28 protein-coding genes and 2 tRNA genes are annotated in these 24372 nt (G+C 66.7%); 18 read left to right on the forward strand and 12 right to left on the reverse strand.

The window, feature by feature from the left end:
* Positions 1-98 precede the first annotated feature (98 nt).
* From trpE to QE395_RS01320, 5 genes are all read left to right on the forward strand, one after another.
* On the forward strand, positions 99-1574 hold the full coding sequence (trpE, locus tag QE395_RS01300) for an anthranilate synthase component I (protein ID WP_093534930.1): 1476 nt from the start codon (positions 99-101) through the stop codon (positions 1572-1574).
* Positions 1575-1645: 71 nt separating this feature from the next.
* Entirely contained in the window at positions 1646-2233 is a 588-nt protein-coding gene (locus QE395_RS01305) for an aminodeoxychorismate/anthranilate synthase component II (protein WP_095363146.1), read from the forward strand.
* Positions 2230-3267 (forward strand): anthranilate phosphoribosyltransferase, encoded by a 1038-nt coding sequence (gene trpD / locus QE395_RS01310; protein WP_306987341.1) that lies wholly within the window; start codon positions 2230-2232, stop codon positions 3265-3267. The genes QE395_RS01305 and trpD overlap by 4 nt, the downstream gene beginning before the upstream one ends.
* A gap of 63 nt (positions 3268-3330) precedes the next feature.
* Positions 3331-4134, forward strand: a complete 804-nt coding sequence (gene trpC, locus QE395_RS01315) for an indole-3-glycerol phosphate synthase TrpC (RefSeq protein ID WP_306987342.1) — start codon at positions 3331-3333, stop codon at positions 4132-4134.
* A complete protein-coding gene (locus QE395_RS01320; protein ID WP_306987343.1) occupies positions 4131-4844 on the forward strand; it encodes a haloacid dehalogenase-like hydrolase in 714 nt (237 codons plus the stop codon). The genes trpC and QE395_RS01320 overlap by 4 nt, the downstream gene beginning before the upstream one ends.
* A gap of 93 nt (positions 4845-4937) precedes the next feature.
* Here the strand turns inward: QE395_RS01320 and QE395_RS01325 are convergent, their stop codons facing one another.
* Positions 4938-5699: a sulfite exporter TauE/SafE family protein gene (locus tag QE395_RS01325; RefSeq protein WP_306987344.1), complete on the reverse strand. Its 762-nt coding sequence runs from the start codon at positions 5697-5699 to the stop codon at positions 4938-4940.
* Positions 5700-5775: 76 nt separating this feature from the next.
* Positions 5776-6441, reverse strand: coding sequence for a cAMP-activated global transcriptional regulator CRP (crp, locus tag QE395_RS01330; RefSeq protein ID WP_068854282.1), 666 nt, complete (start codon positions 6439-6441; stop codon positions 5776-5778).
* Positions 6442-6612: 171 nt separating this feature from the next.
* Here crp and speD point away from each other — a divergent pair, with 171 nt between their 5' ends.
* The gene (gene speD, locus QE395_RS01335) at positions 6613-7407 is read left to right on the forward strand and encodes an adenosylmethionine decarboxylase (protein ID WP_017354544.1); all 795 of its coding nucleotides are present in this window, start codon (positions 6613-6615) and stop codon (positions 7405-7407) included.
* A gap of 168 nt (positions 7408-7575) precedes the next feature.
* Entirely contained in the window at positions 7576-7893 is a 318-nt protein-coding gene (gene sugE / locus QE395_RS01340; RefSeq protein WP_306987345.1) for a quaternary ammonium compound efflux SMR transporter SugE, read from the forward strand.
* A 2-nt stretch (positions 7894-7895) separates the two neighbouring features.
* Here sugE and coq7 read toward each other — a convergent pair whose 3' ends face one another.
* Positions 7896-8540 (reverse strand): 2-polyprenyl-3-methyl-6-methoxy-1,4-benzoquinone monooxygenase, encoded by a 645-nt coding sequence (gene coq7 / locus QE395_RS01345; RefSeq protein ID WP_306987346.1) that lies wholly within the window; start codon positions 8538-8540, stop codon positions 7896-7898.
* A gap of 182 nt (positions 8541-8722) precedes the next feature.
* On the opposite strand from coq7, the gene rplM reads away from it, so the two are divergent.
* The gene (gene rplM / locus QE395_RS01350) at positions 8723-9151 is read left to right on the forward strand and encodes a 50S ribosomal protein L13 (protein ID WP_017354548.1); all 429 of its coding nucleotides are present in this window, start codon (positions 8723-8725) and stop codon (positions 9149-9151) included.
* Positions 9152-9153: 2 nt separating this feature from the next.
* Positions 9154-9546: a 30S ribosomal protein S9 gene (rpsI, locus tag QE395_RS01355; RefSeq protein ID WP_017354549.1), complete on the forward strand. Its 393-nt coding sequence runs from the start codon at positions 9154-9156 to the stop codon at positions 9544-9546.
* A gap of 100 nt (positions 9547-9646) precedes the next feature.
* Here rpsI and QE395_RS01360 read toward each other — a convergent pair whose 3' ends face one another.
* On the reverse strand, positions 9647-10282 hold the full coding sequence (locus tag QE395_RS01360) for an RNA pyrophosphohydrolase (protein WP_068854280.1): 636 nt from the start codon (positions 10280-10282) through the stop codon (positions 9647-9649).
* A gap of 121 nt (positions 10283-10403) precedes the next feature.
* Here QE395_RS01360 and QE395_RS01365 point away from each other — a divergent pair.
* From QE395_RS01365 to QE395_RS01375, 3 genes are all read left to right on the forward strand, one after another.
* Positions 10404-10480: transfer RNA gene (locus tag QE395_RS01365), tRNA-Met, on the forward strand.
* Between the two features lie 49 nt (positions 10481-10529).
* A tRNA-Gln gene (locus QE395_RS01370) sits at positions 10530-10604 on the forward strand.
* A gap of 171 nt (positions 10605-10775) precedes the next feature.
* Positions 10776-10985: a bacterioferritin-associated ferredoxin gene (locus tag QE395_RS01375; protein WP_095363144.1), complete on the forward strand. Its 210-nt coding sequence runs from the start codon at positions 10776-10778 to the stop codon at positions 10983-10985.
* 4 nt (positions 10986-10989) lie between these two features.
* On the opposite strand, the gene QE395_RS01380 is transcribed toward QE395_RS01375, so the two are convergent.
* Entirely contained in the window at positions 10990-11850 is an 861-nt protein-coding gene (locus QE395_RS01380; protein WP_249833243.1) for a hypothetical protein, read from the reverse strand.
* A gap of 236 nt (positions 11851-12086) precedes the next feature.
* Here QE395_RS01380 and bfr point away from each other — a divergent pair, with 236 nt between their 5' ends.
* Positions 12087-12557 (forward strand): bacterioferritin, encoded by a 471-nt coding sequence (bfr, locus tag QE395_RS01385; RefSeq protein ID WP_068854278.1) that lies wholly within the window; start codon positions 12087-12089, stop codon positions 12555-12557.
* A gap of 1 nt (position 12558) precedes the next feature.
* On the opposite strand, the gene QE395_RS01390 is transcribed toward bfr, so the two are convergent.
* The 3 genes from QE395_RS01390 to QE395_RS01400 are packed head-to-tail and all read right to left on the reverse strand — an operon-like array spanning position 12559 to position 17393.
* A complete protein-coding gene (locus QE395_RS01390; RefSeq protein ID WP_306990391.1) occupies positions 12559-14829 on the reverse strand; it encodes a hybrid sensor histidine kinase/response regulator in 2271 nt (756 codons plus the stop codon).
* Positions 14830-14867: 38 nt separating this feature from the next.
* Entirely contained in the window at positions 14868-16745 is a 1878-nt protein-coding gene (locus QE395_RS01395; protein WP_217537779.1) for an EAL domain-containing response regulator, read from the reverse strand.
* Positions 16746-16769: 24 nt separating this feature from the next.
* A complete protein-coding gene (locus QE395_RS01400; protein ID WP_068854276.1) occupies positions 16770-17393 on the reverse strand; it encodes a DUF4126 domain-containing protein in 624 nt (207 codons plus the stop codon).
* 182 nt (positions 17394-17575) lie between these two features.
* Between QE395_RS01400 and QE395_RS01405 the strand changes: the two genes are divergently transcribed.
* The 5 genes from QE395_RS01405 (at position 17576) to ampE (ending at position 21215) form a co-directional block, all read left to right on the forward strand.
* Entirely contained in the window at positions 17576-18328 is a 753-nt protein-coding gene (locus QE395_RS01405) for a DUF6776 family protein (RefSeq protein ID WP_068854275.1), read from the forward strand.
* A gap of 4 nt (positions 18329-18332) precedes the next feature.
* Positions 18333-18797 carry a polymer-forming cytoskeletal protein gene (locus QE395_RS01410; protein WP_093534912.1) on the forward strand — a complete coding sequence of 155 codons (465 nt, stop codon included), beginning with the start codon at positions 18333-18335 and terminating at the stop codon, positions 18795-18797.
* Positions 18798-18843: 46 nt separating this feature from the next.
* Complete coding sequence (gene erpA, locus QE395_RS01415) at positions 18844-19239, forward strand: iron-sulfur cluster insertion protein ErpA (RefSeq protein ID WP_068854273.1); 396 nt, start codon at positions 18844-18846, stop codon at positions 19237-19239.
* 63 nt (positions 19240-19302) lie between these two features.
* On the forward strand, positions 19303-20208 hold the full coding sequence (nudC, locus tag QE395_RS01420; protein ID WP_306987350.1) for an NAD(+) diphosphatase: 906 nt from the start codon (positions 19303-19305) through the stop codon (positions 20206-20208).
* A 113-nt stretch (positions 20209-20321) separates the two neighbouring features.
* A complete protein-coding gene (ampE, locus tag QE395_RS01425; RefSeq protein WP_093534908.1) occupies positions 20322-21215 on the forward strand; it encodes a regulatory signaling modulator protein AmpE in 894 nt (297 codons plus the stop codon).
* Here ampE and QE395_RS01430 read toward each other — a convergent pair.
* The 4 genes from QE395_RS01430 to QE395_RS01445 all read right to left on the reverse strand — a co-directional run bounded on the left by QE395_RS01430 (position 21212) and on the right by QE395_RS01445 (position 24351).
* Positions 21212-21631, reverse strand: coding sequence for a DUF2752 domain-containing protein (locus tag QE395_RS01430; protein WP_093534906.1), 420 nt, complete (start codon positions 21629-21631; stop codon positions 21212-21214). The two genes, ampE and QE395_RS01430, sit on opposite strands and share 4 nt — an antisense overlap.
* 64 nt (positions 21632-21695) lie before the next feature.
* Positions 21696-21974: a CD225/dispanin family protein gene (locus QE395_RS01435; RefSeq protein WP_068854269.1), complete on the reverse strand. Its 279-nt coding sequence runs from the start codon at positions 21972-21974 to the stop codon at positions 21696-21698.
* Between the two features lie 43 nt (positions 21975-22017).
* Positions 22018-22299 (reverse strand): CD225/dispanin family protein, encoded by a 282-nt coding sequence (locus tag QE395_RS01440; RefSeq protein ID WP_237334373.1) that lies wholly within the window; start codon positions 22297-22299, stop codon positions 22018-22020.
* Between the two features lie 162 nt (positions 22300-22461).
* Positions 22462-24351, reverse strand: a complete 1890-nt coding sequence (locus QE395_RS01445; RefSeq protein ID WP_306987351.1) for an MFS transporter — start codon at positions 24349-24351, stop codon at positions 22462-22464.
* Positions 24352-24372: the final 21 nt, after the last annotated feature.

A 24372-nucleotide genomic window follows, 5' to 3' on the forward strand; every position in this document is an offset into this window, starting at 1 on the left:
GACCCCGCATACCCTTTCTTCCGCTCGCCGTTGGTGGCGATGGTGGCCTGTTGCCGTCGTCCGTCCCGCCACCGCCGTTTCCCGGAAGGAAAGTCGTCTTGATCACGCTCGAGCAGTTCCAGCAGCAGGCCGCTGAAGGCCACACCCGCATCCCCGTCGTCCGCGAAGTGCTGTCCGACCTGGACACGCCGCTTTCGGTCTATCTGAAGCTCGCCGACGGCCCGCATACCTACCTGTTCGAATCGGTCGAAGGCGGCGAACGCTTCGGGCGCTATTCCATCATCGGCCTGCCGGCCCGCCGCGTGTACGCCTTCCACGGCCACACCCTGACCGTCAGCGAAGCTGGCCAGGTGGTGGAAACCCGCGAGGTCGCCGACCCGTTCACCGAAGTGGAGGCGCTGCGCAGCGCCCATTCGGTGCCCAAGCTGGCCGGCCTGCCGGGCTTCACCGGCGGCCTGGTGGGCTGGTTCGGGTTCGAGTGCATCGGCTACATCGAACCGCGCCTGGCCCCGCCGCGCGGCCGCGACGAGCTCGGCACCCCGGACATCCTGCTGCTGCACTCCGAAGAACTGGCGGTGTTCGACAACCTCAAGGGCCGTCTCTATCTGATCGTGCACGCCGACCCCGGCCAGCCCGGTGCGTGGGACGAGGCGCAGGCGCGGCTGGACGGCCTGGTGGCCAAGCTGCGCGCCCCGGGCGCGGGCTACCCGGTGCCGATCACCCGCGACGTGCTGGACGAAAACGACTTCGTGTCCGGCTTCACCCGCGAAGGCTTCATTGCCGCCGTGGACAAATCCAAGGAATACATCCGTGCCGGCGACATCTTCCAGGTGGTGCTCAGCCAGCGCCTGAGCGTGCCGTTCAAGGCGCGCCCGGTGGATGTGTACCGTGCGCTGCGCGCGCTGAACCCCTCCCCGTACATGTACTTCCTCGACACCGGCGACGTGCAGGTGGTCGGCTCTTCGCCGGAAATCCTCGTGCGCCTGCAGGACGGGGAAGTGACCGTGCGCCCGATCGCCGGTACCCGCCCGCGCGGCGCCACGGTGGAGGAAGACAACGCGCTGGAAGCCGAACTGCTGGCCGATCCGAAGGAACGCGCCGAGCACCTGATGCTGATCGACCTGGGCCGCAACGACGCCGGCCGCGTGTCCAAGGCCGGCACGGTGGAAGTGGGCGAGCAGTTCGTGATTGAACGCTACAGCCACGTGATGCACATCGTCAGCGAAGTGACCGGGCAGCTGCAGCCGGGCCTGAGCTACGCCGATGTGCTGCGCGCCACGTTCCCGGCCGGCACGGTCAGCGGCGCGCCAAAGATCCGCGCGCTGGAAGTGATCCGCGAGCTGGAGCCGATCAAGCGCAATGTCTACGCCGGCAGCATCGGTTACATCGGCTGGCACGGCGATGCCGACACCGCCATTGCGATCCGCACCGCGGTGATCAAGGACGGTCGCCTGCACGTGCAGGCCGGCGCCGGCATCGTCTACGACTCGGACCCGGGCAAGGAATGGGACGAGACCATGAACAAGGGCCGCGCACTGTTCCGCGCCGTCGCCCAGGCCGCCAAGGGCCTTTGATATTCGCGGTGTGCCGGCCAACGGCTGGCGCCACCGATTCCCCATTGCATCCTTGATTCCAGGAATTTGCCATGTTGTTGATGCTCGACAACTACGACAGCTTCACCTACAACCTCGTGCAGTACCTGCAGACGCTGGGTGCCGATGTAAAGGTGGTGCGCAACGACGCCCTGAGCGTTGACGAGATCGCGGCGCTCGCGCCCGAACGCATCGTGATCTCACCCGGCCCGTGCACGCCCAACGAAGCGGGCGTGTCGCTGGAGCTGATCCGGCGGCTGGGTCCGACCACTCCCATCCTGGGCGTGTGTCTTGGCCACCAGGGTATCGGCCAGGTGTACGGCGGCGATGTCATCCGCGCCGGCACCATCATGCATGGCAAGACCTCGCCGATCCGCCACCTGGGCAAGGGCGTGTTTGCCGGCCTTCCGGACCGCTACCAGGCCACCCGCTACCACTCGCTGGTGGTGGACAAGACCACGCTGCCCGACTGCCTGGAAGTGACCGCCTGGACCGAGAACGAGGACGGCACCATGGAAGAGATCATGGGCCTGCGCCACCGCGAACACCCGGTGGAGGGCGTGCAGTTCCACCCCGAATCGATCCTCACCGAGCACGGCCATGCCCTGCTGAAGAACTTCCTGCAAAGGACACCCACATGACCTTCTCCCCCCAGGAAGCCCTGCAACGCACCATCGAGCACCGCGAAATCTTCTTCGACGAGATGGTCGACCTGATGCGCCAGGTGATGCGCGGTGAGGTGTCGCCGGTGATGACCGCCGCGATCCTCACCGGCCTGCGGGTCAAGAAGGAGACCGTGGGCGAGATCGCCGGTGCTGCCACGGTGATGCGCGAGCTGGCGCTGGCGGTGCCGGTCGAAGACCGCACGCACCTGATCGACATCGTCGGTACCGGTGGCGACGGCTCGCATACCTTCAACATCTCCACCTGCGCGATGTTCGTGGTGGCGGCGGCGGGCGCGAAGGTCGCCAAGCATGGCAACCGCAGCGTCTCGTCCAAGTCCGGCAGTGCCGATGCGGTTGAAGCACTGGGTGCGATCATCGAGCTGCGTCCGGATGAGGTGGCCCGCGCGATCAGTGAAACCGGCATCGGCTTCATGTTCGCCCCGATGCACCACCCCGCCATGAAGGTGGTGGCCCCGGTGCGGCGCGAAATGGGCGTGCGCACCATCTTCAACATCCTCGGCCCGCTGACCAACCCGGTTGGCGCCACCAACGTGCTGATGGGCGTGTTCCATCCCGACCTGGTCGGCATCCAGGCACGCGTGCTGCGCGAGCTGGGCGCCGAGCGCGCCATGGTGGTGTGGGGCCGCGACAACATGGACGAGATCTCGCTCGGCGCCGGTACCCTGGTCGGCGAGCTGCGCGACGGCAAGGTGCGCGAATACGAGATCCACCCCGAAGACTTCGGCATTGCCATGTCGGCCAGCCGCAACCTCAAGGTGAGCGGGCCGGAAGAATCCATCGCGATGCTGCGTGGGGTGCTCGACGACCAGCCCGGCCCGGCGCTGGACATCGTGGCGCTCAATGCCGGCGCGGCGCTGTACGTGGCCGGCGTGGCCAGCAGCATCGCCGACGGCCTGGCCCGTGCCCGCGCGGCCATCGCCGACGGCAGCGCACGCCAGCGCATGCAGGATTACGTGGATGCGACCCAGCGCATCCGACGCGCGGGCTGAGCCCGATTTCACGCTTTGCTGCAGGCTGGCCGATAATGGCCGGCCTGAAGGACCCTGAACGACATGAGCGACAAGAGCGACATCCTCGAGACCATCCTGGCCCGCAAGGCCGTTGAAGTGGCCGAGCGCCGTGCACGGGTCCCCCTGGAAGCGCTGCAGGCACGCCTGGCCGGCGCCCCGCCGGTGCGCGGCTTCGCCGATGCACTGCGCGCCTCGATTGCCGGCGGCAACCCGGCGGTGATCGCCGAGGTGAAGAAGGCCAGCCCGTCCAAGGGCGTGATCCGCCCGGATTTCCACCCGGCCGATATTGCGGTGAGCTACGAGTTCGGGGGTGCCAGCTGCCTGTCGGTGCTGACCGACGTGGATTTCTTCCAGGGCGACGATGCCTACCTGCAGCAGGCCCGCGACGCCTGCACGCTGCCGGTGCTGCGCAAGGACTTCGTGATCGATGCGTACCAGGTCTACGAGGCCCGCGTGCTGGGTGCCGACTGCATCCTGCTGATCGTGGCCGCGTTGGAAGACCGCCAGCTGGCTGAGCTGTCCGACCTGGCCATGCAGCTGGGCATGGACGTGCTGGTGGAAGTGCACGACATTGATGAACTCGAACGCGCCATCCAGGTGCCGGTGCCGCTGATCGGCATCAACAACCGCAACCTGCGCACCTTCGAGGTGTCGCTGCAGACCACGCTGGACATGCGCCAGGCCGTGCCGCGCGACCGCCTGCTGGTGACCGAGAGCGGCATCCTGGGCGCTGACGACGTGGGCCTGATGCGCAACGCCGGCGTGCATGCGTTCCTGGTGGGCGAGGCCTTCATGCGGGTCGAAGAGCCCGGCGAGGGCCTGCGTCAGCTATTCTTCAGCGCATGACTGCGATCTACCCGACTCCGCGTGACGACGCGCCGCTGGTGGTCTTCGACTTCGACCACACCCTTTATGACGGCGATTCCGGCAGCCACCTGTTTGCCTCGCTGATCAAGCGCAACCCGCTGCGGCTGCTGGCCGCGCTGCTGGTGACGCCGGTAGCGGGGCCACTGGTGGCGATGTTGCCGACCCGGCGTACCGGTATTTCGGTCTATGTCTGGATCGCCACGTTCGGGTTGCACCGCGCGCGCGAGTTCAACCGCGTGATCGATGCCTACGTGCTCAAGCACGAGGGGCAACTGCGCGCCAAGCTGCTGCCGGAGGCGCTGGCGGTATTCGCCGCGCACCGGGCGCAGGGCGACCGCGTGGTGGTGGCGACCGGCGCGCCGCCGGAACTGGCCCGCGCCATCCTGGCGTTTGTCGCCCATCAGGGCGTGCCGGTGATCGGCAGTGAAGTGGGCCCGCGCTTCGGTGCGGTTGGTGCCACGCGCCATTGCCACAACGAAGAGAAGATGCGCATGCTGCGCGAGCGCGGCTATGGCGACATCGATGTGGCCTATTCGGACAGCACCGCGGACCTGCCGTTGCTGCTGGCAGCCAAGGAGCCGGTGGTGGTGAACCCGAAGGTGTCCAAGGTCGCGTATTTCCGGCAGGTGCTGAAGCCCGGTACGCGGATCCTCAACTGGGGTTGCGTGGATCGCGGCGGCGACCGCTGAGGCGTATCGACCAACGGTCGATACCTACCGTTGGCGCGCCACACGCCGGTAGCGCCCTACCGTTGGTAGGGCGGCGGCGCACAGCGCCGCGCTTTACCCCGCCAGCCAGCCGCGCACCGCGCCGCTGATCTGGAACAGGCTGATCGACAGCACCAGCACGCCCACGGCCACCAGCACCCAGCGTTCCTTGACCCGCTTCACCAGCACTGCGGCCAGCGGTGCGGCCATCATGCCGCCGATCAGCAGGCCGGCGACGATGTTCATGTACTGCAGGCCCATCGAGAGCAGGAAGGTGATCGATACCGCCAGGGTCACCACGAACTCGGCCGCGTTGACCGTGCCGATGGTGGTCCGGGCCTGGCCGCCCCGGGCGAGCAGGGTGGAGGTGGCCACCGGGCCCCAGCCGCCGCCCCCGCTGGCGTCCAGCAGCCCGGCGAAGAAGCCCAGCACCGGCACCCGCTTCACTTCCTGGCGCGGCACCAGCTTTCCGGCCGCGCGCAGCAGGATGAAGACCGCCAGGATCAGCAGGTAGCCGTAGATGAAGGGACGGATCGCATCACCGGGCAGCTGGGTCAGCACATAGGCGCCCAGCACGCCGCCGACCGCGCCGGGCAGGGCCAGGCGCAGGAACAACCGCTTGTCCACGTTGCCGGCCACGAGGTGCGAAACGCCCGAGGCGCCTGTCGTGAACACCTCGGCGGTGTGCACGCTTGCGCTGACCGCCGCCGGTGGCAGGCCCATGCTGAGCATGACCGACGACGAGACGAGCCCGAAGGCCATGCCGAGCGCGCCGTCCACCAGCTGCGCGCCAAGCCCGATCAGGATGAACCAGTAGAATTCGCTGCCAGGTGCCATGCCGTCAGCCTAGCGGCAGCGCGTGAAAGGCGCTGTCATGCCGACGTTGGCGCCGGCCGGCGGCCGGCATCCGGCGTCATCGGGTGCCGTACAGGACGACCGTCTTGCCCCGCGCATGCAGCAGCCCATCGCTCTGCAGCTTCTTCAGCACGCGGCCGGCCATTTCACGCGAGCAGCCGACCAGGCGGGCCAGCTCCTGGCGCGACACGCGCAGCTGGGTGCCCTGCGGGTGGCTCATGGCCTCCGGTTCGCGGGACAGGTCATGCAGGGTGCGCACGATGCGGTCGGTGACATCCAGGAACGCCAGGCGGCTGGCCTTGCGGCTGGTATCGAGCAGGCGCTTGGAGACCTGCTGGCCCAGTGCGTACAACAGGCGCGGGGCATCGGTGGACAGCGGGCCAAGGAACAGCTGGTGCAGCCGCTCGTAGCTGATCTCGGCCAGCTCGCAGGGGGTCCGGGTGCGCAGGATCACTTCGCGGCGGTCGGTTTCCACGAACAGGCCCATCTCGCCGACGAACTCCCCGGAGCCGAAGTAGCCCAGGACCAGTTCGCGATCGTCTTCCTCTTCAGCAATTATGGAAACCGAGCCGCTGATCACGTAATACAGGGTGCCGGCGGGGTCACCGGGGCGGAAAACGTCCGTGCGGGCCGGGTAGCGGCGTCGGTGGCTGTGGGCCAGAAAGCGGTCAATGGTGGCGATGTCCAGGGCCAATGGACTTGTGGCAAGGCGCACAGATGACACGTTGAGGCGCTCCCTTTGCTCATGAACAATTCACGGCTATGTGCCGCGAGCTTAACGATCAGGGTTGTGAAGGGCAAACCCCAACACAGCAACTTGTTTCAATGCAAGTTTCGCCCCCGATCACTTTGCCCCATAATTGATCCTTTCCCACCACACACAGGATCGACCGCCGTGGTCAAGCCGTTGCCTCGCCTGAGGTTGCAGGGTTTCAACAACCTCACCAAGGCGCTGAGCTTCAACATCTATGACGTGTGTTACGCCCGCACCGAAGAGGAGCGTCAGCGTTACATTGAATACATCGATGAAGAGTACAACGCCGATAGGCTGACTCAAATCTTGACCGATGTCGCCGAGATCATCGGCGCCAACATCCTCAATGTCGCGCGCCAGGATTACGATCCGCAGGGCGCGTCGGTGACGATCCTGATCTCCGAAGAGCCGGTGATCGACAAGAAGCTGGCGGGCAAGGAGTTGATCTCCGATGCCGTGGTAGCGCACATGGACAAGAGCCACATCACCGTCCATACCTACCCCGAGACCCACCCGCAGGAAGGCATCGCGACGTTCCGTGCGGACATCGATGTGGCTACCTGTGGCGTGATTTCGCCGCTGAAGGCACTGAACTACCTGATCGAGAGCCTGGAATCGGACATCGTGATCATGGACTACCGCGTCCGTGGCTTCACCCGTGACGTGAAGGGCAAGAAGCACTACATCGATCACAAGATCAACTCGATCCAGAACTTCCTGGCCAAGAACATCAAGTCGCGTTACGAGATGTTCGACGTCAACGTCTACCAGGAAAACATCTTCCACACGAAGATGCACCTGAAGGATTTCGACCTGGACCAGTACCTGTTCGAGGAAAAGGCCAAGAACATCTCGTTCAAGGAACGCATGAAGATTGAAGCGCTGCTCAAGCGCGAGATCGAAGAGCTGTTCCACGGCCGCAACCTGTCCGAGTAACACCACGCGACACCCGCCCGGGCCTTGGCCCGGGTGGTGCTGCACAAGGCGGGACGCCCCGCCCTGTGGAACATCTGTTTTGCGCAGAAGTAATGTTCCACGGCAAGCTACCGACGACGGTCCGGTGTGAAGACACCGGGCCGTTTTGTTTTTGTTTAGGAGGCACCCATGCCCTGGATCTACCTGCTGCTGGCCGGCATCTTTGAAATCGGCTTCGCGATCGGAATGAAATATTCGGACGGCTTCAGCAAGCCGCTGCCCACGCTCGCCACGGTCGGCGCGGCACTGATCAGCCTGTACCTGATGAGCCAGGCGATGAAATCCATCCCGGTGGGCACCGCCTACGCGATCTGGACCGGCATCGGCGCCCTGGGCGTGGCCACGCTGGGCATCTTCCTGTTCGGCGACAGCGCTTCGGCGCCGCGCCTGGCCTGCATCGGGCTGATCGTGGCCGGGGTGATCGGCCTCAAACTCGTTTCGGGCTGACCTTAAAGCCGGTACGCGATGGTCTTCATGACCTTGGAGGCCAGCGCCATCACGCCCGGAATCGGCGGCGGCAGCTTCCGCGCGCCGGCATGTTCGGCGTGGTCGGCGTGGCGGGCTTCGTCGATCTTCATCACCTTGAGGATCTCGCGGCTGCGCTGGTCGACCGGGGGCAGGGTGTCCAGGTGCTCGTCCAGGTGGGCTTCCACCTGGCGCTCGGTTTCCACCACGAAGCCCAGGTTCCAGCCATCCCCGCGCAGCCCGGCCAAGGTGCCGATGGTGTAGCTGCCGGCGTACCAGATCGGGTTGAACAGGCTGGGTCGGCTGTCCAGCTCGCGCAGGCGCTGGGCGCACCAGGCCAGGTGGTCGGTCTCTTCCTGGGCCGCCTCGAGCAGGTGGGCACGGGTTTCCGGCTCGCGGGCCACCGCGGCCTGGCCGAAGTACAGGCCCTGCGCGCAGACCTCGCCGACATGGTTGATCCGCATCAGGCCGGCGGCATGGCGGCGGGCCGGGGCGGGCATCGGTGCGTCCGGGGTCGCCTCGGCCGGGTACGGGCGGCTGGCCGGCGGGTTGCCGAACACCGTGTCCAGGGCGCGCTGGGCCTCGGTCAGCAGGTGGTCGAGCGGGGTGATCTGGCGGAGCGCGGTCATGCGGTCGGGCATCGCGGCGGGGGATCATCGATTCTCGCCCCCCGGCGCCGGTCTGCCAAGCCATGCCGCCGGTCGATTTGCATGTGGGCCTAATGGCCAGTACAATCCCGCCTCTTCACAACGCGTGGCAGAGTTCCGGCCGCTCCATGGCCGCAATGAGCCCGACCTACCTGAGTTCTTTCATGAGCACTTTCACTGCAAAGTCCGAGACCGTCCAGCGCGACTGGTATCTCGTCGACGCCTCCGGCAAGACGCTGGGCCGTCTGTCCACCGAGCTGGCCCGCCGTCTGCGCGGCAAGCACAAGCCGGTCTACACCCCTCACGTTGATACCGGTGATTACCTGGTTGTCATCAATGCAGAAAAGATTGCCGTCACCGGCAACAAGCTGCAGGACAAGCTGTACCACCGCTTCACTGGCTACATCGGCAACCTGAAGACCGAAACTCTGGCCCAGGCGCTGGAGCGCCACCCGGAGCGCGTCATCGAAACCGCCGTCAAGGGCATGCTGCCGAAGGGCCCGCTGGGCCGCGCCATGTACCGCAAGCTCAAGGTGTACTCGGGTTCCGAGCACCCGCACGCCGCTCAGCAGCCCCAGGTTCTGGATATCTAATCATGGCTATCACTCAAAACTACGGCACCGGCCGCCGCAAGTCCTCCACCGCCCGCGTGTTCCTGCGCAAGGGCGCCGGCAACATCACTGTCAATGGCCGTCCGCTGGACGAGTTCTTTGGCCGTGAAACCGCACGCATGATCGTGCGTCAGCCGCTGGAACTGACCAAGAACACCGAATCGTTCGACATCATGGTCACCGCCGCTGGCGGCGGCACCACCGGCCAGGCCGGTGCGATCCGCCTGGGCATCGCCCGCGCGCTGGTCGAGTACGACGAAACCCTGAAGTCCGAGCTGCGCAAGGCTGGCTTCATGACCCGTGACGCCCGTGAAGTCGAGCGTAAGAAGGTCGGCCTGCACAAGGCACGTCGCGCCACCCAGTTCTCCAAGCGCTGATCCATCGCGCCTGGCGTGGGATCCTTCGGGATCCCGCTGGGAGGAAAGCAAAAGCCCGGCTTTGGCCGGGCTTTTGTCGTTTCAGCGGGGCAGGTTACGGTTACACCGCCCCCGGCTCACCCTTGGCCTTGCTGCGCGGCCAGTACCCGCCGCCGCGCTTGGGTGCCGGCGCGCGCTTGCGCGGGCGGTCATGGCCCGCCGCGTGCCCCGGCATCCAGGCCTCCTGGGCGGACTTGGGCATCGACTCCACGCCGGTGCCGGCCACGCCCCGGGCCAACGGCGCCAAGTGACGCAGCGCCCGCGCATAGACCCCGCGCTTGAACATCACCACGTGCTCGACCGGATACCAGAAATCCACCCAGCGCCACTGGTCGAACTCGGGGCTGTCGGTATGGTCCAGCTTCACGTGCGATTCGTCGCCCGACAGGCGCAGCAGGAACCAGACCTGCTTCTGTCCGATGCAGACCTGCTTCTCGTTGCGACGGATGGCACGGGCGGGCAGGCGATAGCGCAGCCAGCCCGGTGTCGCACCCAGCACTTCGACGTGCTCTGGCAACAGCCCGGTTTCTTCATGCAACTCGCGATACATGGCTTCGACAGGCGTCTCGTCGGTGTTCATGCCACCCTGCGGGAACTGCCAGCCATCCCGGCGCACACGTCGTGCCCAGAACACCTGCCCGTCCTGCCGCATCAGCACGATGCCGACGTTCGGTCGATAGCCGTCCGGATCGATCACGATGCGGACTCCTAGAAAAATCTACTGGTCAGGACTGTGACACGCCCGCTGCCCACTCACAAGCGCGGTGAAAAGGTGTTGACAGATTCCGTTTACATGTCCAGAATTGCCGGCTCACTAAGGCTATGTAGCTCAGCCGGTTAGAGCACAGCACTCATAATGCTGGGGTCGGTGGTTCGAGTCCACCCATAGCCACCAAGTCCGCTTGGTTTTCCAGTGAGAAAGTGCAACAATTGCACGCACGTTTTGCCCCGTCGCCAAGCGGTAAGGCACCTGACTCTGACTCAGGCATTCGGTGGTTCGAATCCATCCGGGGCAGCCAAATACGAAAGAGACCGATCGAAAGATCGGTCTTTTTTTTTGCTCCGCGCCGGGCCGGCTGAACGGGCACGCTGAACCGTATCGAGAATGATTCAGTTGCGAAATTGACAACCATTCTCGTTTCGATTGGAATATGCACAGGCCGATCCGGGCCTGCCTGCCGAGTCCGCACGTGTACGTCTGCATCTGTAACGGGGTAACCGACCACCAGATCCGCGAAGCCGCCCAGAGCGGCGTCGCCAGCGTGTCCGAGCTGACCATGCGCACCGGCTGCGGCGCTACCTGCGGTTCCTGCCTGGACATGGCGGCCGACCTGCTGGCCAAGGCCCGCAACACCCACGACCTGGCGTTGCCTGTCCTGGGGTTGGCGCAGGTCGCCTGAGGTTCTACTGCATGTACAGGCGTTCGAAGGTGGACGGAAGGTCCGCCAGCTCACGCTTCAGGTAATCCACGCGGCCTATTGATTCCAGCCAGGCCAGGAATACTTCGTCGGTAACGCACGTGCGAACCTCATCGAGCAGGTGCGTACGGACCTGCTGTGGCAGCCAGTCGGCGATGGGGATGGTCTCGCCGCTTTCGGTTGTGGTCGAGGGTCGCAGGAGATGTGACCAGCCCCACGTGATCGCGGGATAGGCATCAAATTGCAGTTCAGACGGAGCGCGCTTCAGGCCGGTAAGCAGGTCGTGGGCGCCGATGAGCCACACGATCATCTGTGCCCGCCAATGCGGCGACTCGATGGCCAGTACGGAGCGGAACCAGCCCCTCACCTGCGATGGGGGCAGATACTTCGCGCACAGCAAAAGGCATGCGCTGAGGTCGCCGCTGGCGTCCCACCACCGCCACACCTGGTTCGGGTTCCGATTCGAGCGATGCAGCAGCTGCCCGACCACGATGTCGCCCTGCTGCCAACAGCGCGGTTCCATCAGGCTGCGTCCGAGCGTCGCAAGGATATCCTGCTGGAACCCCGGATACACGGAGTCCGTGGTGCCGTCGGGGTAATGCGCCATGAACCCGGTGACCAGAAGCTCTGTCAGTGTCTCGCCCACCCATTCGCGGCCATCGGTCACGCGCTGTGCAAGCAGGTAGTGGAACCAGTTGCGCCACTCCTGCCGCTGGCCGAACGACACGACGCCCGACGCGATCTCTGCGAGTGGCGCCAGGATGTCGCGGGCCGGCAGTGCGTCCAGGTCGCCCATCAGCTCAGGGAAGTGGCGGCGATCATCTCCCATGAACCAGGCCTCGCCCATGGGAGTCTTCGGCATGGGGTAATGGTCACGAAGCCGAGCGAGCGCCGCAGGGTCGATGCCTGTACCCCGGTCGCCACACGTATCCTTTGTTCATGCGCCTCCCATCCGGTGGATTTCACGTTACGTGAATAAAACGACTTCTGGCGGGATTGCGCAACTAAGGTTGATTCGCGTTCCTTCATCGGTCAGCGCAACGCGCTACAGTGCCGGCGTTTTCACGCTGCAGGAGCACGCTCATGAAAGGCGACACGAAGGTCATCGAATTCCTCAACAAGGTCCTCTACAACGAGCTGACCGCGATCAACCAGTACTTCCTGCATGCCAAGATGCTGAAGAACTGGGGTCTGAAGGAACTGGCCGACCACGAATACAAGGAATCGATCGAGGAGATGAAGCACGCTGACGTGCTCTCCGATCGCATCCTGTTCCTTGAAGGCCTGCCGAACTTCCAGGCGCTGGGCAAGCTGCGCATCGGCGAAAACCCCACCGAGATCCTGCAGTGCGACCTGGCGCTGGAGCGCGAAGGCACCGTCACCCTGCGCGAAGCGGTGGCTTATGCCGATTCGGTCGGCGACTACGTCAGCCGCCAGCTGTTCGTGAAGATCCTCGACAACGAGGAAGAGCATATCGACTGGCTGGAAACCCAGCTGGAACTGATCGAGCGCATCGGCGAGCCGAACTACCTGCTCACCAAGCTGGAAGACTGAGTCAGCGCGCGGCCGTGGCGCCGATGCCGGCCTGGTAGCCGGCCAGCGCCAGCCGTGCACGCGCGTATTCGGCAATCAGCAGCGCCACGGCCACGGCCGGGCGCTCCAGCGTGCCGGCGCGGGCGTCGTGTTCAATCCGACGTGCCGCCACCGACAACGCCATCGCCCCCACGTTCGCACTGGCCGACTTCAGGCTGTGCGCCAGCGCGCGCAGCGTTTCCAGGTCGGCGGCCACCGACGCGTCCTGCAGCTGCCGGATCAAGGGCGGGGTGTCTTCCAGGAACACGGCGATGATGGTGGCGGTCTCCGCACCAATCACCTCCTGCAGCTCATCCAGCACACCGGTGTCGAGCACCCCGGGCGAGACGTCGTCATTGCCGTTGTCTGCAACCAGCGGCGGCAGCGGCGGCGGCAATGGGGTGGGTGTATTGCGCGCGTCGGCGGCGTTGTCTTCCATCGTGAGCTGCCAGCGCAGCAGGCACGCCTGCAGCGATTCGCGGTTGACCGGCTTGGACAGGTAATCGTCCATGCCCGCCTGCAGGCAGCGCTCGCGGTCGCCGGCCATCGCGTTGGCGGTCATCGCCACGATCGGCAGCCGGGTGCGGCCTTCCGCCGCTTCCCGCTCACGCCAGCGACGGGTGGCGCTGTAGCCATCCAGGACCGGCATCTGGCAATCCATCAGCACCAGGTCGAAGGCGCGGGTCTGCAGCTGCTGCAGGCCCTGTTCGCCATCGGTGGCGGTGGTGACGGTGCAGCCCAGCACCTGCAGCAGGCGCTGGGCGACCAGCAGGTTGACGCTGTTGTCTTCCACCAGCAGCAGGCGCAGGCCCAGCTGCGGCGCGTCCACCGGACCGCTGTAGGGCTCCACGCTGGCCAGCAGGGGTGCCGGGCGCGCGCTGGCCACTGCCGGGCGCAGCACCGCATGCAGGTCCACGTCACCGGCCTCGCGCGGTAACACGCAGGTGTTCTCGCGCAGCAGCGCGGCCAGCTGCTCGTCGCCCTGCAGCCAGAGCAGGCGCGGAGTGGGCGTGCGGGCATCGTGCAGCACCGCGCGGTGCAGGGCGGTGGCGCCGTGGCGTAGTGCATGGGTGTCGGCGATCACCCAGGCAAGGTCCGGCTCGATCCCCGGGCGTACCGGCGCGCGCAGGATGTCCAGCGCGGCGGATGCGCTGTCCACCGTGTGCAGGCGGATGTCGTGGTGCTGCAGCACGCGCTGCAGGCGCTGCACCAGCAGCGGGTCTTCGCTGACCAGCAGGGCGCGCGTGGTGAGCGGCGCGGCCGGCAGGTCGCCGACGACCTTCAGCAGCGGAATCTCGAACCAGAACGTGGCGCCGTGGCGCGGGGTCGAACTCACCCCGATGTTGCCGTGCATGAGGTCGATGATGCGCTTGCAGATGGCCAGGCCCAGGCCGGTGCCGCCGTAGATGCGCGTGGTGGAGGCATCGGCCTGGCTGAAGGACTGGAACAGGCGCGCCTGCAGGGTGCCGTCGATGCCGATGCCGGTGTCGATGACTTCGAAGCGCAGCTGGTGCTGGCTGGCGGTCTCGCCCTGGCGGGTCACGCGCAGGCGGATCTGGCCGCGCTCGGTGAACTTGATGGCGTTCACCATCAGGTTGCCCAGCACCTGGCGCAGCCGCACCGGGTCGCCGCGCACCGACAGGCGCACGGCGGGGTCCAGTTCCAGCGACACCGCCAGGCCCTTGGCTTCAGCGCTGCGCTGCATGAGCTGGACGATGCCTTCCAGCAGCTCGCGCAGGTTGAACGTGGTGATTTCCAGGTCCAGGCCTTTGGCCTCCAGCCGGGAGTAATCCAGGATGTCATCGACGATGCGCAGCAGCTGCTGCGAACTGACCGTGGCGGTCTGCAGCATCTGCCGCTGGTCGGTGCCCAGCTGGCCGCGCGCGATCAGGTCCAGCATCGGCAGGATGCCGTTGAGCGGAGTGCGGATCTCGTGGCTCATGGTCGCCAGGAACTCGCCCTTGGCCAGCGCGGCGGCCTCGGCCGCCTGCTTGGCCTGCAGCAGCTCCTGTTCCAGCATGTCCTGCTGCTGCATGGCGCGCTGCAGGTGGTCGCGCTCAACGGCCAGCGCCTCGTGGCGGCGCTGCCCCAGGGCCAGCTGCGCCTGCACCTCGCGCCAGCGGCTCACGCCGACCAGCGCGGCGATCAGCGCCACTGCGGCGGTGGTAGCGGCAATGACCGGCCATGGGCCGTTGGCGCCGGCGGCGGCCATGCCGCTGGCGGTAGCGGCAAGGGCGGCCGCGATCGCCGCCAGCCACAGTGCGAAGGGAACCCGTCCTTGGGCCGTCATGGTCAGAGCACCGCGGTGTGGAAGTCGAAGTTCAGCTCGCTCCCGGCCGACTGCACCATGTTGCCCTGGATGAAATCGACCCCGCCCATCCACATCGCCGCTGCGGCCTGCGGGTCTTCGATCTGCTGGCCGATGATCTGTGCCCCGGCACGGTGCGCGGCATCGATCGCGCCACGCAGTTCATCGCGGGTCTGCTGGTTGGCATGGCTGCTGGAGAAACGGGCGGCCATGCGCACGAATGCGAGCGGCAGCTGGCCAAGCAGGGCATTGGCTTCACCGCTGGGCTCGAACTGGCTCAGGCAGAAGCGCACCCCGGCCGCGCTCATGCGCGAGCAGAACTGCTGCAGGGTGACGGTGTGGATCAGTGCGTCGGGCAGGCGCACGTCAATGACCAGCGCGCTGCCGGGCAGCCCACGCTGCTGCAGCGTTTCCAGCAACCAGTCGGCGAAAGCATCGCGGGCCAGGGTGCGCAGCGACTGCGACACGAACAGGCTCAGTGGCTGGGTGGCGTGCCGGTACAGATCGAGCAGGCCCAGCGCATGGTCCAGCACCTGCTGGTCGAGGTCGGCGATGCGCCCGGCCGCTTCCGCAGCGGGGATCACCTGGCCCGCGTTGAGTACGCTGCCATCGGCCTGGCGCAGGCGCAGCAGCACCTGGTACTGGGCGGTATTGCCACCGGCCACCGCCACGATCGGCTGGTAGGCCGGTTCGAGCTGGCCTTCGAGCATGGCCAGGTGTTCCTGCGCGGCGACGTCCTCGCGGCGCACGTGCGCGGCCACGCCGGAGGGCAGCAGCCGCGCCTGCAGCGTGGTGCGCTCCACCGCTTCCAGCGCCGTGCCGGCATCGCCAAAGCCACCGGAGAGTTGTGCATGCCCGACCACGCCGCGCAGGTGCACCGATTCCTCATCGCGGATCACGAACGAGCGCGCGGACAGTTCATCGCGCAGCTGGTGCGCCATCGCGTCCAGTGATTCTTCGTCCAGGCCACGCGCCACGACCAGGAAGCTGTTGTCGTTCAGGCGCGCCAGCAGGTGCGGGTGCGCGTTGTCGGCCAGCCGCTGCGCGGCCTGCACCATCAATCTTTCGAACGCGGCATAGCCATAGCGCTCGCGCAGGCCCAGGGCACTGGCTACTTCGATGAAGAACAGGCCGCCATGCTCGCCGTGCGCCAGCGCCGCGCCGAGCTGATGCATCACGTGGTGGCGGGTCGGCAGGCCGGTCTCCGGGTTGTTCATGGCCGGCGCGCCCTGCGCACCCGGCTGCAGCGCCGCCTGCGCGCGGGCGCGGCGGATGCGGTTGGAGACGGCGGCGATCAAGTGGCGCGGTCGGATCGGCTTGCTCAGGAAATCATCGGCCCCGCTGTCGAGCACTTCGAACTGGCGCTCCGGGTCCGGGTCGCCGCTGAGGAATACGATCGGCAGCAGCTGCTGGCCGGGCTGCTGGCGGATCAGCGCGGTCAGGCGCATGCCATCCAGGCCGGGCAGGTGCAGGTCCATCAGGATCAGGTCCGGGCGCTGTTCGTTGATCACCTGCTGCACGCCTTCGGCGTCGCTGTGCACGATCGCTTCCATGCCGGCGCCATGCAGCACGCTCTGTGCGAACAGGGCCTGCGAGCGGTCGTCTTCGACGATCAGCACACGGTAGGGCGCCTCGCTGCCCAGCGGCGGCGTAGTGGCATCGTCCTGCTGCCACTGCGATGGCGGCAGCACCGGCGGGGTGGACACGGCAGCGGCGGCGGCAGCGTTGAGCGGCACCACGTTGCTGGGCGCGGGCGCCACGGCGGGCGCGTCGGCGCTGGCCCAGCGCTGCCAATGATCGGCGGGCGGGGTTTCGGCGCGGGTGGCGCGGGTGGATGCAACAGCGTTGTCTTGGACGGCCATCAGTACTCCCAGTCTGCGGCGCGATTATGCGGCATCGCGGTCGGCCAGTGCCCCGGGCTTGCCCGCCGGTTGCCGCAGCAGCCAGCGCATGCCCTTCCAGAGGGTGCGCCAGACCAGCCAGACCACCAGCGCGCCCACCAGGCTGCAGGCCACCACGACGATCAATGCCAGCCACGGGTGCGCCAGCGCCAACGCCAGGCCGCCCACCACCACCGTGTCTTCCGCGGCCGAGGCGACCCAGTTGCTGGCCGGTTCGGGCGAGGTATTGAGCAGGGCGCGGGTACCCGATTTCAGGCCATGGCTGGCCAAGGCCACGCCGGCACCTGCGGCCAGCGCCGTGGTGCTGAGTTCGCCCGTGGGCGAGAGCGTGGCTGCAGCCAGGAAGGCACCCGCCGGTACCCGGGCCAGGGTCTGCACCAGGTCCCAGGCCGAGTCCACCCCGGGGATCTTGTCGGCGAAGAATTCGGTGATGGCCAGCGCGGCCGAGGTGCCCAGCACCCACCAGGACTCGGTCGCCTGCAGCGCCGGCGGCAGCTCGACCCAGCCCAGCATGCCGGCCAGGCCCACCCCGAACACCGTGAGGTACACGCGGATGCCGGCCAGCCAGGCCAGCAGGATGCCGATCACGAACAGGTGGGCCTCGGTCATGGCAGGCGCTCCGGCGAAAGTGTGCACAGGCCCACACTATCGGGGATGACGTCCCTGAACGCTACTGTCCCGCAGGGGGTCAGGGGCGAAAAATGTGCCAACCCTGACTTACACTAAGCAGTCGCTCTTCCCGACAGGGGCCGTGTCGGTATCGCCCAAGCTGCGGTGCCGCCGTATTCGCCATGAACAACCCGACACCTTCCCGCATCCAGATCCGCCGCCCCGGAACCCCGGTGGCGCCCGATCGCCGCCGGCTGCTGATCCTGGCCGGCATCTGGCTGGCCAGCCTGGTCCTGGCCGCGCTGCTGGGGCGCTGGACGGCCGGCCCCGGCGGTGACGCCGGCCGCCAGCTGGACGCCGCCCAAGCGCGTGCCGAAACGCTGCAGAAGCAGGTGGTGGAACTGCAGCAGACCCAGGCCACCCTGCAGGCGTCGGACCGGATCAGCCGCGCGGCGAACAATGAGGTGCAGACCTCGCTGGGCGAGCGCGACGAGGAAATCGCCGGCCTGCGTGCCGACGTGGCCTTTTACGAACGCCTGGTCGGGTCCACCAGCCAGCGCAAGGGCCTGAACACCCATTCCATTGAATTTTCGCCGGAAACGGCGGGCACCTGGCAGTACGCCGTAGTGCTGACCCAGAACCTCAACCGTGGCGCGATCAGCCAGGGCCAGATGCGGTTTACGGTTGAAGGCGTCAAGGACGGCAAGTTGACCTCGGTCAGCTGGGACGAGCTGCACCAGCGCACCAAGGTGCCGGGCCAGGAATATTCCTTCCGGTACTTCCAGCAGCTCACCGGCAGCGTCATGTTGCCCAAGGACTTCACCCCGCAACGCGTGCGGGTCACGCTGGGAAGCGGCGCAGGGGGCGCCACCCAGGTATTCGACTGGAAGCAGTCCGGAGCACCGGCTGCAGCAACGGCAAAAGAAGGGGAGTAAGCCCATGTTTGGCAGCAACAAATCCAACCGCGACGGGCATCTGGTCGTGGACGCGCTGATCGGCGCGCAGGTGGTGATCCGGGGAGACGTGGAATTCAGCGGTGGCCTGTATGTGGAAGGCACCATCCTGGGCAAGGTGATCGCCCAGGAAGGCGCGACCACGGCCACCCTCACGCTGGCCGAGCAGGGCAGCATCGAAGGCGAGATCCGCGCCCACGTGGTGGTGCTCAGTGGCCGCCTGGATGGCGACGTGCATGCCAGCGAGCGGGTCGAGCTGACCCCCAGCGCCCGGGTCACCGGCAATGTCCACTACCAGGTGGTGGAAATGAACGCAGGTGCCCAGCTGACCGGGCGTCTCATCCATGGTGGCGCCCAGATGGCGCTGCCGCCGCCGGCCGACGACAGTGCCGACCGCAAGGACGGCAAGGACGGCAACGCGCGCAGGAAGCTGGCCGAAGCCATGGCCTGAACGGCCGGTGCTTGAAAGCGTGCCCATGCACCCCCATGCTGGGTGCATGAGCACGCTAGTTTCCCTGCCCGGCGCCCCCACCCCCGCCGCTGCGCCGAATTACCAGTCGCTGGACCGTCCCCTGAACTTCACCGAAGCCGCTGCGGCCAAGGTCAAGGAACTGATCCAGGACGAGGCCAGCGATGCATTGGCCCTGCGCGTCTACATCCAGGGCGGCGGCTGTTCCGGTTTCCAGTACGGCTTCGAGTTCGACGAGAACCGCGCCGAGGATGACCTGGCCGTGGACACCAACGGCGTCACCCTGCTGGTCGATCCGCTCAGCCTGCAGTACCTGATGGGCGCCGAGGTGGATTACACCGAAAGCCTGACCGGCGCGCAGTTCGTGATCCGCAATCCGAATGCGAAGACCACCTGCGGCTGCGGCAGCAGTTTCAGCATGTGATCGCCACCGCGGTGCCGCACGGCACCGCTTGCTGTTCCGGTTGAATCGCGGCAGGCTTCAGGGATGTCCAATGTCTCTTTGCCGCTTGCCGGTTTTGCTTTCACCACCGACCCCCTTGAACGCGCCGATACCTTGCGCGACGACGCCGATGCGTTGTTGCGGCTGTGGCCGCAGGCGCACGTGCTGGTGCTGGATCCCGATGGCCGCGCGCTGGCCGGTGACGACGGCCAGCCGCTGGCGCTGACCGGCGCCAAGGTCGGGGGCGGCCCCGGCACGGCCATCTTCCTCGGCCTGCGCGGCGAGCAGGCGTGGTTCTCGGTCGAATCGGCCGCCGTCGATATCGCGGCGCCCCAGCGCGTGGACCTGCGCGAATCGGCCACCACCTGGTCGGCCGCCGATGCCAGCGCCTTCTGTTACGCCCGCGGCATGTCGTACTGGCGGTCCCGCACCCGCTTCTGCGGCGTGTGCGGTGGCGCCGTGGCCTTCACCCGGGGTGGCTTCATCGGCCGCTGCGTTGCGTGCAGCACCGAACACTACCCGCGCGTGGACCCGGCGGTGATCGTGGCGGTGGAAAGCAACGGGCGCCTGCTGCTCGGCCGCCAGGCCAACTGGGCCCCGCGCCGTTACTCGGTGCTGGCCGGGTTCGTGGAGCCCGGCGAATCGCTGGAACAGACCGTGGTCCGCGAGGTCTATGAGGAAAGCAAGGTACGGGTGCGCAGCTGTCGCTACCTCGGTACCCAGCCATGGCCGTTCCCGGGCGCGCTGATGCTCGGCTTCAGCGCCACGGCCGAAGACGACGTGCCCACCGTGGATGGCGAGCTGGAAGACGCGCGCTGGTTCACTGCCGAGGAAGTGGGCGCGGCGCTGGCCCGTGACATCGAGGACGATGGGGCGGGCATCCGCCTGTCGCCGCCGATCTCGATTTCACGCAGCCTGATCGAGCACTGGTACCGCAGCCAGGTGAGCTGACCCGGGCACCACGTTGCCGCTGCCTGAACACGGGGCGGCATACATTACCTGTGACCCGGGGAATTGCCGGGTCCCAAGGCATAGTAGCGCCCAGAAACCGAACGGAGGCCGCCATGTTCACCACCCTGGTCGCAGTACTGGTCGCCTTGGCCCTGGGCCACGTCGCGCCGGCCGCGGCCGTGTCGCTGCGTCGATTCGGCTGGTACCGGCGCTGGCTGCAGTGGTTGGACGCTCACGCGGCCGAAACCGGCTTCTGGCGTGGGCGCCACGGCTGGCTGGTGGCGGTGGTTCCGTTCGTGCTGGTGCTGGCCCTGCTGCAATGGGCGCTGCATGACCGCCTGTTCGGGTTGCCGTCGCTGCTGCTGGGCATCGCCACGCTGGTGATGTGCTGGGGTCCGCGCGACCTGGACCGCGACGTGGAAGCGGTGATCGACGCCGATGACGCGCACGCCCGGCATTCGGCCATCGGCCAGCTGCAGTCCGGCGGCGGCAGCCTGCACGAGGACGTGCCCTCGCTGGTGGAAGCCACCGTGCTCAACGCACTGCGGCGCTGGTTCGCGGTGCTGTTCTGGTTCCTGCTGCTGGGCCCGGCAGGCGCGCTGGCGTACCGCCTGCTCGCGCTGCTGGCCGTGGGGCCGATGCGCTCGTTGGCCGACGTGGAGACGGTGGTGGGCGCACGCCAGGTGCTGTCGTGGCTGGAGTGGCCGGTGGCGCAGCTGATGTCGCTGTCGATGGCGCTGGTGGGCAACTTCGACACGGCCTTCAAGGCCTGGCGCGAGGCGCACGGCAGCAGTTGGGCCGCGTCCACCGATTTTCTCGGCGCCGTGGCGCGCGCCAGTGTCAGTGCCGAACTGCGCGAAGACGCGCACGATTACAGCGATGCGGGCATGGTGCCGGTGTGGCGCCGCCTGCCGGAGCTGCGCGATGCGATGAGCCTGGTCTGGCGCATGCTGTTGTTGTGGATGGCAGCGCTTGCGTTGCTGGTCATCGCCGGTTGGGTAACCTAGGGCGCCAACAGCGCGAACGGCATCCATGGCAGGTTGCGCAGCACTGCATAGCCGACCAGCAGCACCAGCCAGAAGGTGGGATTGGCCAGCACCCGCATCAGCGGGTCCAGTGCGCGCATGCGCACGCCTGCGTTGTTGAGCAGCATCAACAGCAGGAAGGGCAGCGAGATCACCAGCAGCGGATTCATCGCCATCGCCCCGGACCAGTCGAAGTGGACCAGCGAATACAGGCAGCGGGTGCTGCCACAGCCGGGACAGTACAACCCGGTCAACGCATACAGCGGGCAACCCGGCAGCGGACTGTTGCCGGCATACGGGCTGACATGACGCAGCACCGCCGTCGCGCCCACGGCCAGCCCGGCCGTGACGGCCAGCGGCGCCCAACGCGACAGGGTGGAACGGGAAGGCAGGCTCATGACGGCAGAACGGCCCGAGCCGGGCACCCTGCGCGGGCGCCGGACCGGGCCGTCCAGGGGGCGATCAGTAGTTGCCGCCGCTCATTGCGCCGCCAACGCCCATCACCACCACCAGGATGATGTAGAGCACGATGGCCACGACGCCGATGATGGCCGACCACATGGCCCACTTCTTGGCGTTGTTCGACGATTCCTGCGCGCCGGCGATGTCACCCGAGGCCAGCTTGCCATTGACCTGGGCGGCATACACGATCGAGACGATGCCGGCCGGCAGGCAGCAGAACAGGGTGGTCAGGATGGCCCAGACCAGGTGGTTGGGGACTTGCGGGGCAGTGGCGTTCATCAGTGAAGCTCCATTTTCTTGGGTGGGTTGAACGAAGGGTGTTTCACAGGTCGGAAAGAGCGCCCAGCGCGGCCATGCCGCCAAACAGGCCAAACCACAACAGCAGCAGTACCGGCAGGGCCAGCGCCGATGCCAATGCCCATCCACCGGCCTTGCGCGATGCGTCGTAGGCACCGGCCAGGTCGCCGGCCGCGCGGCGGCCATCGACCTGGGCCGCGTACACGATCGACACCACTCCCAACGGAAGGCAGCAGAACAATGTTGTCAGGATCGCCCAGACCAGATGGTTGGGGACGACAACGCCCGACGGGGTCGGTGGCGGCAGATGATTCAAGTACGACTCCATTCCATTGGTTGTCCCTTGGCATCTCCCAACGCCAAGCGACACCCCCTATGGGCGGTAATCTACCCGATGTTCCCGCCGATGTATGCGTTTACATGAGGGCCGCAATGGATTTCTTTGCGGAATACCCTGATCTGGTCGCTTTCAGCCTTGATCGCCGCGCAGTGTTCGGACCTGCGCTTCCAGCCCCTCGGCGGTGGCCGCTGCGCCGTCGACTGGCGGGCCGGCCATGACCTCGACGTGGGCGCGCAGGCGGCGCGGCACCCGCATGCGCCCCAGGCGCGTATCGCGGCGGCTCCACATGCTGGTCCACATGCCGCGCAACGCCATCGGCACCACCGGCACCGGCCGGCGCTCGAGGATTTTCTCCACGCCGGATTTGAAGGCGGCCATTTCGCCATCGCGGGTCAGCGCACCTTCGGGGAAGATGCAGACCAGCTCACCTTCGGCCAGCGCCTTGTCCACTTCATCGAACGCGGCCTGCATCAGCGCCGGGTTCTCGCGCGCGCCGGCAATCGGAATGGCCTTGGCGGTGCGGAAGATCCAGCGCATCACCGGGATGTTGAAGATCTTGTAATACATGACGAAGCGCACCGGGCGCGGGATCGTTGCCGACAGGATCAGCGCGTCCATGTAGCTGACATGGTTGCAGACGATCAGCGCGGCGCCTTCATCCGGCACGTTGGCTTCAATGCCATGCGGGCGCAGGCGGTACAGGAAGCGCACCATCACCCAGCTGAGGAACCGCATCAGGAATTCGGGCACGATGGTGAAGATGTAGACCGCCACCACCGCATTGGCGATCGCCAGAGCCAGGAACAGCTGCGGGATCGTCCAGTGCAGGAATTTCTGCGTGGCCAGCGCAATCATCGCCGCGGCGACGATGAAGCCGGAATTCTGGATGTTGAGCGCGGCGAACACGCGCGACATTTCCGACTTGGGCGTGCGGCTCTGGATCAGCGCGAACAACGGCACCACGAAAAAGCCGGTGAACAGACCGATGCCCACCAGGTCGACGATGATGCGCACGCTGCCCGGCGCGGCCACGAAGGCGGCCACGCCCAGGCCCGCCGTGGTGGCGGTGCCGGCGCGCGCGAAGTACAGGTCCAGCATGAAGGCGGTCATGCCGAAGGCGCCCAACGGCACCAGGCCGATTTCCACGGTGCGGCCGGACAGCTTTTCGCACAGCAGCGAGCCCACGCCGGTGCCGATCGAAAACAGCGCCAGCGCGAAGATGTACAGGGTCGGTTCGCCGCCCAGGTTGACCACCGCGTAGGTGGGAAGCTGCGAGGTGAGCATGGTGCCCACGAACCAGAACCACGACACGCCCAGGATGGCATTGGCCACGGCCTTCTGCTTCTTGGCCAGGCGCAGCACCGCCAGCGATTCCGGGATGGGGTTCCAGTTGATCTTCAGGTCGGGCGCGCCGGCATCGACCTTGGGGATCATGCGCGCGGTGATGTTGCCGGCAATGGCCAGCGCGATCACTGCCGTTGCCGCCACGATCGGACCGAAACTGCCGGCCAGGGTGAAGATGATGCCGCCGCTGATCATGCCGGTCAGGATCGACATGGAGGTGCCCATCTCGACCAGGCCGTTGCCGCCGGTGAGCTCTTCGGGCTTGAGCACCGAGGGCAGCACCGAGTACTTCACCGGGCCGAACAGCGTGGACTGCAGGCCGGTACAGAACAGGGCAACGAGCAGGATCGGCATGCTCTGGGTGAGGAAGCCGACCGCGGCCAGGGTCATGATCCCGATCTCCATCGTGGTGGTGATCACGATCAGCCGCGATTTCTCCAGCTTCTCGGCGATCTGCCCGGCCAGGGCGGAGAACAGGAAGTAGGGCAGGATGAAGATGGCCGGCGCCAGCGTGGTGTACAGCGACTGCTCGGCCTGGCTCACGCCGAGGTAGAACAGCAGGCCGATGATGGCCTGGCGGTATACGTTGTCGTTGAACGCCCCCAGCGACTGCACGATGAAGAAGGGCAGGAAGCGGCGCTGGCGGAGCAGGGCGAACTGACTGTGGCCGGACATGGAATCTCCTTGCGAACCGGC

The sequence above is a fragment of the Stenotrophomonas sp. SORGH_AS_0282 genome, assembly GCF_030818125.1.
Lineage (GTDB): Bacteria > Pseudomonadota > Gammaproteobacteria > Xanthomonadales > Xanthomonadaceae > Stenotrophomonas > Stenotrophomonas rhizophila_A.

Excerpts from the sequence above, each read along its gene's own strand:
- QE395_RS01305 (WP_095363146.1), top strand. The coding sequence starts at position 1,646 with ATGTTGTTGATGCTCGACAACTACGACAGCTTCACCTACAACCTCGTG.
- trpD (WP_306987341.1), top strand. The coding sequence starts at position 2,230 with ATGACCTTCTCCCCCCAGGAAGCCCTGCAACGCACCATCGAGCACCGC.
- trpC (WP_306987342.1), top strand. The coding sequence starts at position 3,331 with ATGAGCGACAAGAGCGACATCCTCGAGACCATCCTGGCCCGCAAGGCC.
- QE395_RS01320 (WP_306987343.1), top strand. The coding sequence starts at position 4,131 with ATGACTGCGATCTACCCGACTCCGCGTGACGACGCGCCGCTGGTGGTC.
- QE395_RS01325 (WP_306987344.1), bottom strand. The coding sequence starts at position 5,699 with ATGGCACCTGGCAGCGAATTCTACTGGTTCATCCTGATCGGGCTTGGC.
- sugE (WP_306987345.1), top strand. The coding sequence starts at position 7,576 with ATGCCCTGGATCTACCTGCTGCTGGCCGGCATCTTTGAAATCGGCTTC.
- coq7 (WP_306987346.1), bottom strand. The coding sequence starts at position 8,540 with ATGACCGCGCTCCGCCAGATCACCCCGCTCGACCACCTGCTGACCGAG.
- rplM (WP_017354548.1), top strand. The coding sequence starts at position 8,723 with ATGAGCACTTTCACTGCAAAGTCCGAGACCGTCCAGCGCGACTGGTAT.
- rpsI (WP_017354549.1), top strand. The coding sequence starts at position 9,154 with ATGGCTATCACTCAAAACTACGGCACCGGCCGCCGCAAGTCCTCCACC.
- QE395_RS01380 (WP_249833243.1), bottom strand. The coding sequence starts at position 11,850 with ATGGGCGAGGCCTGGTTCATGGGAGATGATCGCCGCCACTTCCCTGAG.
- bfr (WP_068854278.1), top strand. The coding sequence starts at position 12,087 with ATGAAAGGCGACACGAAGGTCATCGAATTCCTCAACAAGGTCCTCTAC.
- QE395_RS01395 (WP_217537779.1), bottom strand. The coding sequence starts at position 16,745 with ATGGCCGTCCAAGACAACGCTGTTGCATCCACCCGCGCCACCCGCGCC.
- QE395_RS01400 (WP_068854276.1), bottom strand. The coding sequence starts at position 17,393 with ATGACCGAGGCCCACCTGTTCGTGATCGGCATCCTGCTGGCCTGGCTG.
- QE395_RS01405 (WP_068854275.1), top strand. The coding sequence starts at position 17,576 with ATGAACAACCCGACACCTTCCCGCATCCAGATCCGCCGCCCCGGAACC.
- QE395_RS01410 (WP_093534912.1), top strand. The coding sequence starts at position 18,333 with ATGTTTGGCAGCAACAAATCCAACCGCGACGGGCATCTGGTCGTGGAC.
- erpA (WP_068854273.1), top strand. The coding sequence starts at position 18,844 with ATGAGCACGCTAGTTTCCCTGCCCGGCGCCCCCACCCCCGCCGCTGCG.
- nudC (WP_306987350.1), top strand. The coding sequence starts at position 19,303 with ATGTCCAATGTCTCTTTGCCGCTTGCCGGTTTTGCTTTCACCACCGAC.
- ampE (WP_093534908.1), top strand. The coding sequence starts at position 20,322 with ATGTTCACCACCCTGGTCGCAGTACTGGTCGCCTTGGCCCTGGGCCAC.
- QE395_RS01430 (WP_093534906.1), bottom strand. The coding sequence starts at position 21,631 with ATGAGCCTGCCTTCCCGTTCCACCCTGTCGCGTTGGGCGCCGCTGGCC.
- QE395_RS01435 (WP_068854269.1), bottom strand. The coding sequence starts at position 21,974 with ATGAACGCCACTGCCCCGCAAGTCCCCAACCACCTGGTCTGGGCCATC.
- QE395_RS01445 (WP_306987351.1), bottom strand. The coding sequence starts at position 24,351 with ATGTCCGGCCACAGTCAGTTCGCCCTGCTCCGCCAGCGCCGCTTCCTG.